The sequence below is a fragment of the Chitinophaga sp. 30R24 genome, assembly GCF_049056765.1.
GTDB lineage: Bacteria > Bacteroidota > Bacteroidia > Chitinophagales > Chitinophagaceae > Chitinophaga.
In genome coordinates, this window is sequence record NZ_JBJGXX010000001.1 from 1,049,948 (window position 1) to 1,066,649 (window position 16,702).

Consider the following 16,702-nt stretch of genomic DNA (forward strand, 5'->3'; position numbering starts at 1 on the left):
ACAGAAAGCTCCCCAAGCGAAGATATAAGCGTTTTTTCTATTAACCACTAACCATTTATATCTTCGTGCCAGCAGCTTTCTTTCCCAAAGCTTCATTGCTTATGGCTAGTATTTATTCGTTACAGCGTACCCAGTTTATTCCAGCCCGTTTGGAAGAGGTATGGAATTACTTTTCCTCACCTGGTAACCTAGAACATATCACGCCATCCTATATGCGTTTTAGGGTTACCTCGCCTCCTTATACGGGACAGGTATATCCCGGGCAGATCATTACTTATAGGGTGTCGCCGGTATTGGGTATTCCGTTGGTGTGGATGACGGAAATCATGCATGTATCCTACCTTAATTATTTTGTAGATGAGCAACGGGTAGGTCCCTACCGTATCTGGCATCATGAACACCGTTTCCAGGAAGTGCCCGGAGGGGTAAAAATGACGGATACCGTTTATTATCAGCTTCCTTTTGGATGGCTGGGGAAACTGGCCCATGGCCTGTTTGTAAAAAAGCAACTGCAAACGCTGTTCAATTACCGCTATGCTGTTATAGAAAAGGTTTTTGGCTAGCGGTTATCCGGCAGTTTGGTTACTGTTGGATGGTGATGGTTTGGGTGAGCTGGTCGCCAGTATATAGTTTAAAGGCACGTTGGCCTGCTTTTGGAACGGCGCCCAGCCAAAGTGGAACGATAGCAGCGCTGCTTTTATCCGGATTAGCGACCGCTACAAAATGCATGATGGCATCGTTATCCAGGTCGTCTGAGGTAGCGGAAGCCAACTGTATCTGGGTGTTATAGTAAGTAGGAGGCATAGTAGCCGCTACAACGAGTTGTGTGCCAAAATCGGGTTTGTCGATAACAGTGTTCATGGTTTGGGCCATACCAAATAAACTGTCGAAGGAGGCCTGGTTGTTGATCACCCAAAAGGTGAGGCTATCGGTTACCTGTATGGTGTTTTTTACAAAATAGCCAGAAAGTGGAGTTACGTCCAGCTGGCTATCGGATGGTGCCGCTATATTGAGGGCAGTATCAGTATTGGCAGCATTAGCAGCGTTGTTGCCTTGGTTAGCGCAGGAAACAACGGCCAGTGTACAAATAGGAAGCAGGATGGTTTTAAAAAAGTGCATGGGTAAGTGTTTTTTAGTCTTTAATGCCGGAAGTCCGGAATAGTTTTACGGGAGACAGGGATTAGTAAGGTAATATTTCCTACGGAATGTTTGCCGGTTCCACTCATCCATTCTGTCTGTGTTTTTTGAGTATAATTAATAGACATACGTTTAATAGTGATACCAAAGCCATAATCTAGGCCAATGGTGATGTGACGCATATAAGTTTGCTGTTCATCGGCCAGTTCTTCATAGTTGGTGCTGGTATTTTTGAAAATTCCACCTTGTAATAAGGCATTATAAGCGGTAAAATTGATTTGTGGCCTTGCTAAAAGATACAATTGGAACCTGCGGTGGGTAGCAATAGCTTGGTCGATGTTGCCAAAGTAGGGGTTTATCAAACCATACCGGAAGCAGACCAACGCCCCGGCGCTGGTTATCATGGTGCCGGCCTTACCGGAGGCGTTGCCGATGATTTCCAGGCTTTTAATGGGATTCCATAGCATTATTTCATAGATGAAGTTGTAGTTCAGCAAAGGGGCGTTAGGTACCTGGTATTCCCAGCCCCTGGGTGGTTGATAGCCGATCAGTTTATGGACAAAGGTCTGTGTTTGTTTGGCTAATGCCCAAGGGCCCATTACCCCAAATACGATCTCCGAATGAAAGCTACGTTTTCTTACAGGATCGTAGGAGGTAACGCCATGGGTAGCATAGAGTGCTCCGGCATAATAAAAATCTTTGGGCTGGTAGCTGGTATCTGCAATTTTGCTGGGCGTCATCATAATTTGCATCAGATCCCATTCAAATACATTGGTGGCATTGTTTCCGGCAATAGGAAATAACCACTTATCAATAAGCACGGATTTTTTCTCTTTCATATAGAGATAGCCAAAAGCCGTACCATTGCTATAGGCCCGGTCGGTGCCTTTCCCCCATACATTAAAATAATCATCATCTTCATAGATGCGAAACAGTCGGGTGGCATCCTGTGTGATCTGGGCAATGGTGACTGCTGCTGGTAAGCAAAGGAGCAGGCAAAGTATAAATATCTTCATACAGCCTTGTTATTGAGGGATTGAAATCAAAATACGTTGTAAGGTCCATTTGCCCGCCTATGCCGCTGTGCTGTCGGAAGCGAGGTATAAGACATATGCCTTGGGCGTTGCTGCTAAATTTATCATGCAGAAAAAAAATAGAATAGAAGGAATGTCATTTCCTAACTTCAGTTCTTCTTTCAGCGCCTACACCTCCCAACAAATAATTGGTATAAATTGTTGGAAGGCAGCCTAAATAACGTTGATGGCTATACTGGTTGGTAGAGGTGGTTAGGATTGTGCCATAAGGGATTAGGATAGTTACGGTGACCTTACAGTACCGGGCTTGTTTGGATAGTTGTCCATTTTAGCTATTTGTGTTGATAAATGTTACGACGCATAGATATTATTATTCTTTATATTAGCATTCTGAAACTAAACCTGGTACACAACTTCTTTTGCGGCGAGATTTGGCACATATAAGTGAGCAAGTGCTCATTGAGCGGTTAGTGATAGGTGATCCGGCGGCAAAGGAATTGTTATACGATCGCTACGCCGGGGCCCTTTACAACATGGTATTGCAATTAGTGCCGATACGTGAAAGGGCGGATGAGGTGATCGTGAAAGTATTTACCTGGGTTTTTCAACATATTGGAACGTTCCATTCTTCGGGCTACCGTACCTTGTTTTCCTGGCTAATGCGTAAAACCCGGGAATTCGCCATCAAAGAAGCGATACCTGAAACTGCATTAACCGGTACAGAGCTGATGAAACAGGAAGAAGGAATGTTGCAGCGCTTTTATCTTGTGCTGCCGGCCGATCAACAGCAAGTATTTCGGCTTAGCTACTTTAAAGGATTATCAATCACAACGATAGCTCGTCTGCTGGCTTTACCGGAGACGGAAATAAATGACATCCTGGGAGATGCGATGAAATCTTTCAGACAATTCTTAAAAGATACTTGGAACTAAAATTTTACATAGAGAGCGGTATTATCGAATCCTTTGTTTTGGGTTTGGCTACTGATGCAGAGGTGGAAGAACTCCAGCACATGCGGAGGCTGTATCCAGAATTGGATACAGAGGTGGAATATGTAGAACGCCGTTTGGAAAGGGCTGCATTTGATGAGCCTGCTATGCCGCCAAAAGAAATCCGGGACCGCATATTGCAAAAGGTTACCTGGGAGCAAAACGGTGGCGGCTATGCTGATCCGGCCAGTAATTATACTTTTATCAACATTCAATCCAAAGATGGTAACCATATTACCGTTCACCGCTGGTGGAAAATCTTTTTTATCATTTTCTTTATCATGTCTAAGGTATTTCTTTTCCTAGCCATCTACTATTATCTCAAATACCAACAAACCAAAGAACAACACGGTAGTTATCTTCCGCATCAATATCATCAGGAACAAAGGCATCCAAACCTGGGATGAGTTTTAACGGCAAATCCTCTAAAAGCAGTATTTTAAAATATTTTCTCATTTTAAGAATCCACGTGCCGTTAACCAAACGTATTTATGATATAGCATATATTAATACATTGTATCTGCTTAGTTTTGTGTAAAACTAATGGTTTGAATATCACCAACTATATTGAAAGTGGCATCATAGAACGCTATCTGTTAGGCTTAACGACTCCAGAACAGGAAGAAGAGTTGTTGTTCCTACGCAAACGCCATCCCCTATTGGATCTGGAAATAAGGGTGAGGGAATACCAGATAGAAGACCGGCTGCAGCATGAAGCGGTACCACCGCCGGCGGTACTGCGGGATCGCATATTACAACGTATTGAACCCGGTTCCGGCAGGCATCAGAATGGTGCCTGGACTTCCTATAACTCCTACGAGCACACGAATACTAACCGCACCACCTGGCACATTCCCGTAGAACCTTTCTGGAATCGTCGTATTAGCGTGAGCGTTTGGTGGCGTTGTGTAGTGATTGTACTCGTTATCTTTAATATGGTTTTGTTAGCAAGCACCTGGTATTTTTATCACCATGCAGCGCAACTGGAAGAGGTGCTCATTCACTTAAAAGCTCCGTCTGTGAATGCTTTTACTTATCCCGCCCACTAAGGGTTTACTTTCATTTGGTACGTTTCTTGTAAATGCTGAACTTGCCATGGTATTTTAAAACCATATTTCGAGCATGCGTGTTGGATACTAATGGTATTTAACACACAAATTCATTTACCCATGAGAAAAATTTCATTAGCAGTGTTACTGTTAGCTTTGGTTGCTATGATAGCAACTTCCTGTTCCCCAAAACAAGGTGTAACGCAAAACATCAATAAAAGTGCTGTAAAAGGTAACTGGGTTTTAACTGATATTAAGTACGAAGGTATTCCAGATAACGCCAAAGTAACTGTGTTTGATGAAGCTAACGCAAAATGTTTTATCGGCAGTCAGTGGGCGATCCCCGATAATTACGCAGCCGGCTCTTATACACTTACTTCCACTGCCAATGGTTGTAATGCAGTTACCCAAAAGATTGCCTGGTCGCTTACGAAACAAGGTAGCGTAAGCATGTTTGGATTTAAAAAACTTTACAGTGGCGATAAAGCTAAAAATGTAACCGAAGGATACCGCATGGAAATCACCGGTGCTGGCAGTATCATGACCTGGAGGGCTACTGTAAATTTTGAAGGCAATAATGCAGCCATTATCTACACCCTGCAAAGAAGATAAACCAACTTATTGATATTAAACTGTTAAAGCGAATAGCTGCTCACTTAGGTAAGCGGTTGTTCGCTTTAACAGTTTTATGCTTTCTGCTATTAATAGTATATTTAGATAGTATTAATTAAGCACCAGAATATGAGTAAGCAGCATACCCAAATTCAGTTCCTGGCGCATGCCAGTTTCCAGATCACTACCCCGGAAGGCCACGTTATCCTCATTGATCCCTGGTATACTAATAATCCGGCTTTACCTGCCGGTATCACCATTCCGGAGCAAATAGACCTTATTCTCATTACACATGGTCACCGCGACCATCTAGACGCAAAAATGGTGGATATTATCCGGACCCATTCTCCCAAAGTAATTGCTAATCCTATTGTAAGGTTTTACTTGCAGGAACAAGGTGTGCCGGAACATACCTTTGAACCGCTCAACGCCGGAGGAACAGCATCTATCCTGAATGTGAAGGTAACCATGACTAACGCGTTCCATTTTGCACACATTAACCTCCCTGATGGAAAAATAGGTTACCCCCATGCGTGCAATGGTTATATTATTTGGTTAAGTGATGATATCTCGGTGTATTACTCTGGTGATACTGCTGTATTTGGTGATATGGCCCTTATTGGCGAGATCTATGAGCCAGATATTGCTATTCTTCCCATAGGGGACCGTTTTACTATGGGGCCATTGGAGGCGGCTTTTGCTATCCGCCTACTGAAAGTAAGGCATGTAATTCCCTGCCATTACGGTACCATGCCTACGTTAACCGGTACGCCTGAGAAGCTGAAAGTATTAACAGAAGACCTGGACCGGTTGGAAATACATGCATTAAAGGCGGGTGAAACCCTAGATACCAGTATCGTTACCACCGGGCATTGGTAGTTAAAGTCTTGGTTTATGCTGTCTTTGGATACCGCGCGCCTTCAGATTTTTCCTTGCCGTTTGCCATTGCTTACGGAAATATACCTGCGTCATCCTCATGCTGCGGAAAGTTTGCAGGCCAGGGTGCCGGACGAGTGGCCACAAACGGAGCTGAAAGAACAATTGCCTTACTTTATAGAACTGTTGCAACATGACCCCATGGCTTATCCCTGGCTGCTGTGGATCATTGTTTCCAAAGAAGACCGGCAAGTAATAGGGGATGTGGGCTTTAAGGGCCGCCCGGATAAAAATGGGACAGTAGAAATAGGCTATACGATATTGCCTGTATTCCGTAGCAAAGGATATATGCAGGAGGCTGCCGGAGCTTTGGTTGCATGGGCCTTCTGTCAGCCTGGTGTAAGGAGGTTGGTAGCGGAATGTGACGTCACCAATGTGGCTTCACAGAAAGTATTGCGACGCCTGGGGATGCAGGAAATAAAGACTACCGGGGAAATGTTGTATTGGCAACTACGGAATACGCAAGGTTTATAAAACGTATATATTTCAACGTTATTCTGCCATATGTTGTTTTGAAAAGCGGATGAACAACTGGCAAAGCTTGTCCTGTAAGCCTTGCAGGTAGGTGAAATGCAGTTTCCTAACCAGTTTGAAATTCTTTACCGGCAGAATAGTAAATTCTCCCAGCTCCAACTCCCGCTGTATGGCCTGCAAGGAAATAAAAGCGGCGCAAGGGGAATGGTGCAGGTAGGATTTAATACTTTCTGTACTGCCCATGTACATGGCTACATTCAGGTCAGAAATTTTCAGCTTTAATCGTTTTAGCTCTTCTGTAATTACTTCCAGGGTACCGGAGCCATGTTCCCGCATCAGCAGGGGAATGGTTTTCAGGTCGGCGGGGGTGAGTGGTTCCCCGTTGCCATATTGGTGTTTTACGTTGCCTACCAACACAATTTCATCTTTCGCGAACTCCACATATTTCAGCAAAGGATTTTTGGAGCTACCTTCTATAATGCCCAGCTGTATGGTTTTTTCGAACAGGGCCTGTTCAATTTGCTCGGTATTGCCATTAGTCAGCGATGTTTTTACATCCGGGTAGCGCTGATTAAACTTGGCCAGTAAAGGAGGCAGCAAATATTGAGCAATGGTAGTGCTGGCACCTATAGGCAGTAGGCCGCCCTGCATATGTTTTAATTGGTTTACATCGTACTCCAGGTTGCGGTAATCGGTAAAGATGATCTCCGCATGGTGCATTACCAACAGGCCGGCGCGGGTTAATTTGATGCGGTTGCCAATCCTTTCAAACAAGGCCATTCCCAGTTGTTGTTCCAGTTCATGAATATGTTTGGTGACTGCCGGTTGCGAAATATATAATTCTTCGGCGGCCTTGGTGAAGCTAAGGCGTTTTGCGACGGTGTGAAATACCCGGAGTCTGAAATCGAACATACTATAAAAATACAAAAATACCTTACAATTATGGAGGATATACGCTTCAGTGGCGTAGGGCAGTGGCTATGCGCAAAGGGGGAAAATAAAACCACCGTACAGTAAAGCCTGTACGGTGGTGAGGAATTATTTATCTCGTTTAGCCTACCTGGATAGACTATGACTTTTTCTTTTTACCAGCTTCCTTGTTGTTGGATTTATAGCGCATGTCAGGAGTGCCATCTTTTTTGGTAGGTCCGGCTGCTGGCGTTGTAGTGTTGCTGGTTTTATTTTCTTTAAAGCGCTTATCTGGAGTGCCGTTTTTCTTGGTATGGGCAGCTGCAGTACTTTCCGCTTTCTTTTCGGTTTGGGTTTTGGTGGTTTTAGCTTCTTTTTGGGCGGTGGCAGGAGTTTGAGCCATTGTTACGGTTAAGCCAATAAACAAAGCCAAAAATCCAGTGAGGAGCTTTTTCATAGTGATTTTGTTTTATGAAAATTTAAGCTTTTTTTCTGGATCAACGTGTCGTTACCGCTGTTTTAAGTAATATTTAATAAATTAATTTTTATCTACCCACATACCGTTTTCGCGGATCAGGTCAATGAGTTCGTTTACCGCTACATCGCTGTTCAGGCCTCGCTTCACGATCTCTTTACCCTTATAAAGTGTGATCTTGCCTACTCCGCTGCCAACATAGCCAAAATCGGCATCCGCCATTTCTCCCGGACCGTTTACGATGCAACCCATAATGGCAATTTTAACGCCTTTCAGGTGATGCGTAACCGCGCGGATACGGGCAGTGGTTTCTTGCAGGTCGAACAGGGTACGACCGCAGGAAGGGCAGGAGATATATTCTGTTTTGGAGATGCGGGTACGAGTGGCTTGCAGGATACCGAAGGCGATGTTATTTAATGTGGCTTCTTCACTGCGTTGCGCTTTCTCGTTGCTTAACCAGATACCGTCGCCAAAGCCGTCTAATAGGAGAGCGCCGGCTTCGGTGGCATGATGTATCAGGTGTTCATCTGCCGAAGGCTGATGGCTAATACTTTGGATAATGACCGGCACAGCGATTTTTTTATCCAGCAGTAAGATGAATAAACGCCGGATAGCGGCCATAGCATTACTGCCGGTAGCCGTGGCCACGAGAATGGTACTAGTGGCAGTATCCGGGTTCGCGAGCTGTAACAACAGTTGTTCGTTGTCGGCAGAGTGAAGATGGTTACAGTCCAGTTGCACAAAATTAACAGGAGCAGTAGTGCCTTGCTGGCAGGCAGTTATATAATGCCGGGTACCAAAGTAAGGTACTATATCTTGTTGCTGGTGGAGGGATTGCCATACATCTGCGTCCGTTACTATACGCAGGGTGCCAGGCAAGGCAAAATCAGGTAATTGCTTACCGGTGTAGATATAATCAGCTGCGGCGTCGCCAATGTTCCATTTATCGCTGGGAGCATCGTATGTATATCCGATAGCAGATAAGTCGGTTGGTTCCAGATGGGTGTAATGGCTATAGTTTGCTACTACTACCGGTACTTGTTTGTCGCCGGTGTTTTCTACAGGCGTACTCTCTCTGCGTTGATAGTTGAAAGGAGAGTAGGGCACTTGTGCTACCGGTGGTATAGTCGTATAGTCGTTGCGGTGTGTATACCGTTTCACAATATCCTTACATACTGGCAATTCAAACTCCGGATCTTCGGTAAGGGATACGCGGATGGTATCGCCTACCCCGTCTTCCAGCAGGGTGCCTATGCCGATGGCGGATTTAATGCGGCCATCTTCTCCGTCGCCAGCTTCTGTTACGCCGAGATGAAGGGGGTAGCAATGCCCTAGTTCTTGCTGCATGGTTTGTACCAACAGCCGGTAAGCCTGTACCATCACCTGTGGATTGCTGGCTTTCATGCTCAACACGATATTGCGGTAGTGAAGGTCTTCTGCAATGCGTAAAAATTCCATAGCGCTTTCCACCATGCCCATAGGCGTATCTCCATAGCGGCTCATAATGCGGTCGCTCAGGGAACCATGGTTGGTGCCAATACGCATGGCGGTGCCATATTCTTTGCAGATGCTTACCAGGGGAGTGAAACGTTCCCGGATACGGTCTATTTCTTCCTGGTATTCGCTATCGGTGTAATCGATTTGTTCAAATTTCTTTTTATCTACATAATTTCCGGGGTTAATACGCACTTTTTCCACAATGCGGGCGGCTATCTCAGCGGCATTGGGGGTGAAGTGGATATCAGCTACCAGAGGGGTAGTATAGCCCTGTTTGCGGAGTTCCGTTTTAATAGCGAGCAGGTTATCTGCTTCTTTTTTACTGGGGGCGGTAATGCGTACCAGTTCGGCGCCGGCTTCAATGCAGCGGATGGTTTGAGCCACAGTGGCGGCGGTATCCATAGTATCTGTGGTAGTCATGGTTTGGATACGCACCGGGTTAAAATTACCAATGATGAGATCTCCCACCTTTACTTCCAGCGTGGCCAGACGCTTGTATTCTGTCAGAGAGTTGCAATAAAGCTGCATACGTTTTTTGTTTTCCTGCAGAGCAAAGTTAATAAACCTGTACAGTATAATGTCAGTTACAAAATTGTTATGGGTACAAGGTTGCTACTGCGGCCTTAAAGCTACATTAAATTCCATGAACGGAATATGCAGGGGCAATTAATAGGGGATAAAGTTGTAAATTCGCGACACTTTATGTTAGTCAATAAAAGCGCTGATATACCTTATCAGCAATTGCCTTTTAACGGGCAGTTCAATGTAGCACCCTTGGGTAAGTACAGCAACGAGCTTACCAATATGCCACACCGGCACGATCATTTCCAAATCATGTGGTTTACCAAGGCAAAAGGCAGGCACATGGTAGATTTCGTGTGGTATAAGGTAGAAGATAACATGATTTTTCTGCTTCGGCCTGGTCAGGTGCACCAGCTCGATTGTGAAAGGGAGGGCTTTTTCCTGTATTTCACAGAAAAATTCTATTTCACCAACAAACACGACAAAGAAACACTTTACGATTTCACCAATCTTTTTGATAATTGGCATGGATACGGCCCCATCAGTATTAGTAATGAAACTGCTGAGTCGCTTCGCGGGCTGGTAGACTTAATGAGCCGGGAAAAAAGCAGCGCTCCTTCCTGTGGCCGCGGTATTGTAAAGCATTATCTCAATGCTTTTATGCTGCTTGCAGAACGGGAAAAAGACCGCAATACTGCGGTTACTATGCCCTATGCGCACGATGCCCGCGTAGTGCAGCTCCGTCGTCTGTTAGAAGAACATTTCTGTACCGAACACCAGGTGGCTTTTTATGCCAATGCTTTTGCCCTTACCCCTAAGCGGTTGAATGAGATTACCAAAGAAAGCACTGGCCGCACCGTTACCGAATTATTGCACGACCGGATTATTCTGGAATCCAAACGGAATCTTGCTTTTAGTCATAAAAGTGTCAAAGAAATCTGCTATGAACTCGGATTTGAAGACCCTGCCTACTTTAGCCGTTTTTTTAAAAATAATACGGGTGTTTCTCCCCAGGACTTCCGGGATATGATGTTCAAATAGTACAAGTCAATAGTTGAATTGTCCTAACAGGCTCCTTTACACCTGTCTATCTTTGCGTTCAATATTTGCCAGGCTTACCAACGGCTTTTTTTAGACGCTATTAGATATAGACTTAAACATGAACATCTGGAAACCGCTTTCCTTGCTGGTTGTTACAGCAGGGTGCAGTGTGGCCGCAGTGATGGGGCAATCGCACCCACTTACCTTACAGGACGCATTGCAAACAGGACTGAAAAATTATCAGTCTATCAAGGCAAAAGAAAACTATGCTAAAGCAGCTACAGAAAACATCAGCGCAGTTAAAAGAGAATACTTACCTGATCTGAACCTTGCCGCTCAAAATAGTTATGGAACCGTAAATGGAGAAAATGGTCCTATGTGGGGTTATAAAGGTTGGACTACCGGCGCTTCAGGACCTGCTATGCCTTCACAGAACTGGAATGCCGCCTTTGGAGGCTTATACCTTGCCAATGTTAGTTGGGATGTAATAACTTTTGGCCGCCAGCACGCGAAAGTGGCGGTTGCCAAAGAGCAGCTGAATTTTAGTCAGGCCGACCTGGAGCAAGAAAAGTTTGAACAACAGGTACGGATTGCCGGCGCCTATCTCAATCTTCTTGCCGCACAACGTTTAAGAGGGGCAATGGAATCGAACCTGAAAAGGGCGGAAGATCTGCAGCGTATCATCACTACCAGGGCGCTCAATGGCCTCAGCGCAGGTGTAGACAGCTCCATCGCCAATGCAGAAGTATCCAAAGCGAAACTTACGCTAATAGATGCAGTGAACTATGAAGAGGTACAGAGCAATAAACTTGCTGAAATGATGGATGTGTCTCCACAGCACTTCTTCCTCGACACTACTTTCGTTACCAAAATACCTAATCAACTGCTGGAAACAGTATCTGCACCAGATGCTATTTCCCTGCGTGATCAGCCTTTGCTGAAATATTATAGTTCCCGTGTTGCGGTAAGCCAGGCTAACCAGCAGCTCCTCAGCAAAAATATTATGCCTCGTCTTTCCTTTATGGGTACGATGCAAACCCGCGGATCCGGATTCGATCACGACTACGGCTTTGCTAATAAAGATCATTTCGGCCGGGGCTATTGGACGGGCGTTAAACCGCAGGTATCCAATTACCTAATCGGCTTAAACCTTTCCTGGACGGTAACGGATATCTGGCGCACCCATTCTCAGGTAGCCCGCCAACAGTATACTACGGAAGGGTTGAAGAATGAATACAATCTCACCTACAGTCGTTTGGAACATCAGCTACAATTATCGGAACAACAGATAGACAATGCCGTGAAGAAGTACCGGGAAGCGCCTGTAGGGCTTAAAGCCGCCAGTGATGCCTTCCTGCAGAAGAGCACTTTGTATGAAAACGGGTTAGCCAATATCGCAGACTTGTCGCAGGCCCTGTATAACATTAACCGTGCGGAAACCGACAGGGATATCGCCTACAACGGCGTATGGCAGGCAATTTTGTACAAGGCGGCTACCGTAGGTGATCTGCAATTGTTTTTAAGTCAATTATAACCAACAGCTTAACAGTTGCTGCAGTGGATACTTCAGCGACTAAACTCTGCACTATATGAACTTGATCAGAACCGCATTACAGAAACCAATAGCCATCATCGTGGTTGTGATGGGCCTATTGTTTTTTGGTATCAAATCAACGCGGGATATTAAAATAGATATCTTTCCGGACCTGAATCTGCCTGCGATCTATGTGTCGCAGCCCTATGGCGGTATGTCGCCTCAGCAGATGGAAGGCTTTATTGCGACCAACTACCAGAACCTTTTCCTGTATGTAACAGGTGTAAAAGATATTGAGGCCAAGAATATACAGGGGCTTACCATGATTAAAATCTCTTTTTATGAAGGGACTAATATGGCGCAAGCCGCGGCAGAAGTAACTGCGATGGCCAATCGTGCATTTTCCTCAATGCCGGCCGGTACGCAACCGCCTTTTATTATTCGCTTTGATGCCTCTACTTTGCCTATCGGACAATTGGCGCTGAGCAGTCCTACACGTTCCAATAATGAACTGCAGGATTTGGCCATGACCATTGTGCGCCCATCTTTTAGCCGTATTGCAGGTCTTACTTCCCCAGCACCTTTTGGAGGTAACTCCCGTACCATTGTTATTCATGTAGACCCGGAACTGATGCGCAGCCACCATCTTACGGCAGACCAGGTAGTAGCCGCCATCAAAGATAATAACCAGATATCGCCTGCCGGTAACGTGCGTATTGGCGATATCACCTATCTCACACCTGCTAACACCGTTATACGTACGGTAAAGGAATTCGAAAGCATCCCATTGATAATGGGTGACGGGCCTACCGTATTTGTGAAAGATGTGGCTAAGGTAGAAGATGCAGCGGATATTACCAGTAGCTACGCAGTGATCAACGGCAAACGTTCTGTATATCTTCCCATCATCAAAACAGCCGATGCTTCCACCTGGACAGTGGTAAATAACTTAAAAAAGGCCCTGCCCAATATCCAAAAGCTGTTGCCGGAAGATGTGAAAGTATCTTTTGTGTTTGACCAGAGCGTATATGTGATCAATGCTGTAAAAAGCCTGATCAGCGAAGGGGTGATTGGTGCAGTACTTACCGCCTTAATGGTGTTGTTGTTCCTGGGTGATCGTCGTAGCGCCTATATTGTTATTATTACCATTCCGGTGTCTATCATTATAGGCGTGATGTTGCTGAAATTGTTTGGTCAAACTATCAATATCATGACCCTCAGCGGGTTAGCGCTGGCCATTGGTATCCTGGTAGACGAGTCTACGGTAACCATCGAAAATATACACCAGCATCTGGAAATGGGTAAGCCCAAAGCACAAGCTATCTGGCATGCCTGCCAGGAGATCGCCTTTCCTAAGCTGTTGATTCTTTTGTGTATCCTGGCTGTTTTTGCACCATCCTTTACCATGGTGGGCGTACCCAGGGCGATGTTTATGCCATTGTCGCTGGCGATTGGGTTCTCTATGATCGCCTCTTACCTGCTGTCACAAACATTGGTGCCTATCTTGTCTAACTGGATATTAAAAGCAGACAAATTCCAGCAGCATGGTCATCCGCATGTACACAGTAATGCTCCGCACAAAACGGCTGGTTACATTGATAAAGAAATTAAAGACGAACAAAGGCATACCAAAAACATTTCCAGGTTCGATCGCTTTAAGCTCCGCTTTATTGGCTGGCTGGAAGGACTGATGAAAAGGCGGGGCCTGGTGATCGGCGCTTACTTTATTGGTGTGGTGGTGATTGTAGGATTTTGTATGAGTATTATTGGGCGCGATATTTTACCCAAGCTCAACAACGGACAGTTCCAGTTGCGCTTGAAAAAGCCTACCGGAACCCGTTTGGAAAGAACGGAAGCCATGCTTATTAAATCTACCGATATTCTGAAAGAAATGGTAGGCGCCAAAAACATTGACATTACCTCTTCCTTTATCGGTACCCATCCGTCTTCTTATTCCACCAACCCCATCTACCTCTTTATGGCTACGCCCAACGAAGCGGTATTACAGGTGAACCTGAAAGAAGATTACAAGGTGAATATGGACGAGTTTAAAGAGAAATTACGGAAACGAATACACGAACAGATGCCGGAAGTGAAGATGAGCTTTGAACCGATAGATCTTACGGATAAGGTAATGAGCCAGGGAGCTTCTACCCCCATCGAAATTGCGGTGATGGGTAAAAATCTGAAGGAAAGCGTGCCTTTTGCACAGAAGGTATTGGCAGAAATGAAGAAGATCCCTTATCTGCGGGATATACAGATTAACCAGCCGATGGATTACCCTGCCATCCGTATCAATATAGACCGGGAAAGGGCAGGCCAGTTGGGGGTGAGTGTAACAGATATTGCCAAATCGCTGACTGCTTCCACTTCTTCCAGCCGCTTTACTGAAAAGAACAACTGGCTCGATGAAAGGAATGCTACTTCTTATTTTGTACAAGTAGCTGTACCGGAAAATGAGATGTCGAGCATTAATGACCTGGCGTCTATTCCTGTTAGTAAAGATAAATCCCGCCCCTCCCTGGGGGATGTGGCCACATTGCGGCCTGATACGATTGTGGGAGAATACGACCGTATTGGTGCATTGAGAATTGTGTCTATCGGCGCCAATATTTATAAGAAAGATTTGGGTAAAGCCTCTGCAGCAGTGGCGGAAGCGATTAAAAATGCTGGTGAACCACCCCGTGGTATCAGTGTAGAGAAGCGTGGTTTGATGAACCTGCTGGATGAAACGCTGAACAGCCTGCAGTCTGGATTGTTAGTGGCTATTATTGTGATTTTGTTATTGCTGGCCGCCAACTTCCAGTCATTTAAGGTAGCGCTGGTAGTTACTTCTACCATACCTGCTGTATTAGCCGGTTCCTTAGTGATGCTCCTCCTTACTGGTTCTACACTGAACCTGCAGTCTTACATGGGTATTATCATGTCTGTTGGAGTGTCTGTGGCAAATGCTATTTTATTGATAACAAATGCAGAGAAACTACGCCTGGAAAATAATGATTCCCGTAAATCTGCGCTGGAAGGTACCTCTATACGTTTGCGTCCAATTTTGATGACAAGTATAGCCATGGTGGCGGGTATGATTCCGATGGCATCTGGCTTGGGCGAAGCCGGCGACCAAACCGCTCCGCTGGGCCGCGCAGTAATCGGTGGGCTAATTGCCAGTACCTTTGCTTCGCTGTTTATTTTACCATTGATATTTTCCTGGGTACAACAGAAATCATCTGTGAAATCTGTATCGTTAGATCCGGAAGATGTAAACAGCCAGTTTTATGTACCAGGCGCCAAACATGTTTAAACAGGCCTTTTTTAATGTATAACTTTAATGACTAAACGACATTTTAATATCATGAACATATATAAATACAGTCTGTCGTACAGGGCCATGACGGCTGCCGCATTGTTGCCGATAGGCTTATTCTTTGCTTCCTGCCATAATTCTGAAGCAAGCGATGAAGCTGGTACAGATGACCAGCGCGTGCAGGTGAAAGTTATCCACCTACAGAAAAGCCAACTGGATGCTTCCCTCAAATTACCCGGAGAAATAAAGCCCTTTCAATTTGCAGACCTATATGCTAAAGTAAATAGCTACGTTAAAGCGGTTAATGTAGACCTGGGCAGCCAGGTGGTGGCAGGTCAGGTATTGGCGACCCTGGATGCACCTGAAATGAATACCCAATTGCTGGAAGCTCAAAGCCGTTTGCATACCAAAGAAGCAATGTACCGCGCCAGTAAGGCTACTTATGAGCGTTTGCTGAAAACCAGTAAGGTGCCTGGTACTATTTCTCCTAATGATTTGGATATGGCCTTCGAAAAAATGAGTGCCGACAGCGCAGAATTGCTGTCTTCCAGATCGTCTTACCATGAAGTGCAGCAAATGTTGGGCTACCTCGTAATCCGTGCACCTTTCAGTGGAGTTATCAGTCAGCGTAACGTGCACCCCGGTACTTACGTAGGACCCGCCGGTAAAGGTTCTGATAAACCTTTATTCCGCCTGGAGGAACAACAGAAATTGCGTTTATCCGTTGCCGTTCCCGAAATATATACAGATGCCGCCCGCCATGCCAGTGATGTACAGTTTACTGTGAAATCACTTCCTGGTGATACGTTTACTGCGAAAGTGAACCGTATAGCCGGTAGTTTGGATGTGAAGCTCCGCTCCGAAATATTGGAAATGGACGTAGCCAATAAAGCCGCAAAACTGCTTCCGGGCATGTACGCAGAAGTACAAATGCCGCTACCCGGTAAAAAAGATGTGTATGTAGTGCCTAAATCAGCTATTGTGAGCAACTCAGAAAGAGTGTTTGTGATCAAAGCAGTCAACAGCAAAGCGGTGTGGATACCCATAAAATGTGGGAACGAATCAAATGGCCTGGTAGAAATATTCGGTGATCTGTCAGATAACGATCAGCTGGTACAGAACGGCAGTGATGAAATAAAAGAAGGCACGCTCTTGCAGGCAGCCACAAAATAATGTGTGTTTAAAGGTGGGA

Annotated in this window: 16 protein-coding genes; 11 read left to right on the plus strand and 5 right to left on the minus strand. The window is 45.2% G+C overall.

The window, feature by feature from the left end; all coding sequences use genetic code 11:
- The first annotated feature begins 101 nt into the window (after positions 1 to 101).
- Positions 102 to 563: an SRPBCC family protein gene (locus ACDQ55_RS04370; protein ID WP_420979925.1), complete on the plus strand. Its 462-nt coding sequence runs from the start codon at positions 102 to 104 to the stop codon at positions 561 to 563.
- Between the two features lie 19 nt (positions 564 to 582).
- Here ACDQ55_RS04370 and ACDQ55_RS04375 read toward each other — a convergent pair whose 3' ends face one another.
- Entirely contained in the window at positions 583 to 1,119 is a 537-nt protein-coding gene (locus ACDQ55_RS04375) for a hypothetical protein (protein WP_420979926.1), read from the minus strand.
- A 20-nt stretch (positions 1,120 to 1,139) separates the two neighbouring features.
- Entirely contained in the window at positions 1,140 to 2,153 is a 1,014-nt protein-coding gene (locus ACDQ55_RS04380; RefSeq protein WP_420979927.1) for a lipid A-modifier LpxR family protein, read from the minus strand.
- Between the two features lie 449 nt (positions 2,154 to 2,602).
- On the opposite strand from ACDQ55_RS04380, the gene ACDQ55_RS04385 reads away from it, so the two are divergent.
- The 6 genes from ACDQ55_RS04385 (at position 2,603) to ACDQ55_RS04410 (ending at position 6,231) form a co-directional block, all read left to right on the plus strand.
- Positions 2,603 to 3,103: an RNA polymerase sigma factor gene (locus ACDQ55_RS04385; protein WP_420979928.1), complete on the plus strand. Its 501-nt coding sequence runs from the start codon at positions 2,603 to 2,605 to the stop codon at positions 3,101 to 3,103.
- A complete protein-coding gene (locus ACDQ55_RS04390; RefSeq protein WP_420979930.1) occupies positions 3,094 to 3,567 on the plus strand; it encodes a hypothetical protein in 474 nt (157 codons plus the stop codon). The genes ACDQ55_RS04385 and ACDQ55_RS04390 overlap by 10 nt, the downstream gene beginning before the upstream one ends.
- 141 nt (positions 3,568 to 3,708) lie before the next feature.
- The gene (locus tag ACDQ55_RS04395; protein WP_420979931.1) at positions 3,709 to 4,209 is read left to right on the plus strand and encodes a hypothetical protein; all 501 of its coding nucleotides are present in this window, start codon (positions 3,709 to 3,711) and stop codon (positions 4,207 to 4,209) included.
- Between the two features lie 120 nt (positions 4,210 to 4,329).
- Positions 4,330 to 4,821, plus strand: coding sequence for a hypothetical protein (locus ACDQ55_RS04400; protein WP_420979932.1), 492 nt, complete (start codon positions 4,330 to 4,332; stop codon positions 4,819 to 4,821).
- A 129-nt stretch (positions 4,822 to 4,950) separates the two neighbouring features.
- A complete protein-coding gene (locus ACDQ55_RS04405) occupies positions 4,951 to 5,700 on the plus strand; it encodes a metal-dependent hydrolase (RefSeq protein ID WP_420979933.1) in 750 nt (249 codons plus the stop codon).
- Between the two features lie 15 nt (positions 5,701 to 5,715).
- Positions 5,716 to 6,231: a GNAT family N-acetyltransferase gene (locus tag ACDQ55_RS04410; RefSeq protein WP_420979934.1), complete on the plus strand. Its 516-nt coding sequence runs from the start codon at positions 5,716 to 5,718 to the stop codon at positions 6,229 to 6,231.
- Between the two features lie 18 nt (positions 6,232 to 6,249).
- Here the strand turns inward: ACDQ55_RS04410 and ACDQ55_RS04415 are convergent, their stop codons facing one another.
- From ACDQ55_RS04415 to ispG, 3 genes are all read right to left on the minus strand, one after another.
- Positions 6,250 to 7,143, minus strand: coding sequence for a LysR substrate-binding domain-containing protein (locus ACDQ55_RS04415; protein WP_420979935.1), 894 nt, complete (start codon positions 7,141 to 7,143; stop codon positions 6,250 to 6,252).
- Between the two features lie 157 nt (positions 7,144 to 7,300).
- Complete coding sequence (locus ACDQ55_RS04420) at positions 7,301 to 7,597, minus strand: hypothetical protein (RefSeq protein ID WP_420979936.1); 297 nt, start codon at positions 7,595 to 7,597, stop codon at positions 7,301 to 7,303.
- Between the two features lie 81 nt (positions 7,598 to 7,678).
- Positions 7,679 to 9,640, minus strand: coding sequence for a (E)-4-hydroxy-3-methylbut-2-enyl-diphosphate synthase (gene ispG, locus ACDQ55_RS04425; protein ID WP_420979937.1), 1,962 nt, complete (start codon positions 9,638 to 9,640; stop codon positions 7,679 to 7,681).
- Positions 9,641 to 9,814: 174 nt separating this feature from the next.
- On the opposite strand from ispG, the gene ACDQ55_RS04430 reads away from it, so the two are divergent.
- The 4 genes from ACDQ55_RS04430 (at position 9,815) to ACDQ55_RS04445 (ending at position 16,683) form a co-directional block, all read left to right on the plus strand.
- Positions 9,815 to 10,675, plus strand: a complete 861-nt coding sequence (locus tag ACDQ55_RS04430) for a helix-turn-helix domain-containing protein (RefSeq protein ID WP_420979938.1) — start codon at positions 9,815 to 9,817, stop codon at positions 10,673 to 10,675.
- A gap of 118 nt (positions 10,676 to 10,793) precedes the next feature.
- Entirely contained in the window at positions 10,794 to 12,209 is a 1,416-nt protein-coding gene (locus tag ACDQ55_RS04435) for a TolC family protein (protein WP_420979939.1), read from the plus strand.
- 55 nt (positions 12,210 to 12,264) lie between these two features.
- Complete coding sequence (locus ACDQ55_RS04440) at positions 12,265 to 15,507, plus strand: efflux RND transporter permease subunit (protein WP_420979940.1); 3,243 nt, start codon at positions 12,265 to 12,267, stop codon at positions 15,505 to 15,507.
- A 51-nt stretch (positions 15,508 to 15,558) separates the two neighbouring features.
- Positions 15,559 to 16,683 carry an efflux RND transporter periplasmic adaptor subunit gene (locus tag ACDQ55_RS04445; protein ID WP_420979942.1) on the plus strand — a complete coding sequence of 375 codons (1,125 nt, stop codon included), beginning with the start codon at positions 15,559 to 15,561 and terminating at the stop codon, positions 16,681 to 16,683.
- The last annotated feature ends 19 nt before the right edge of the window (positions 16,684 to 16,702 follow it).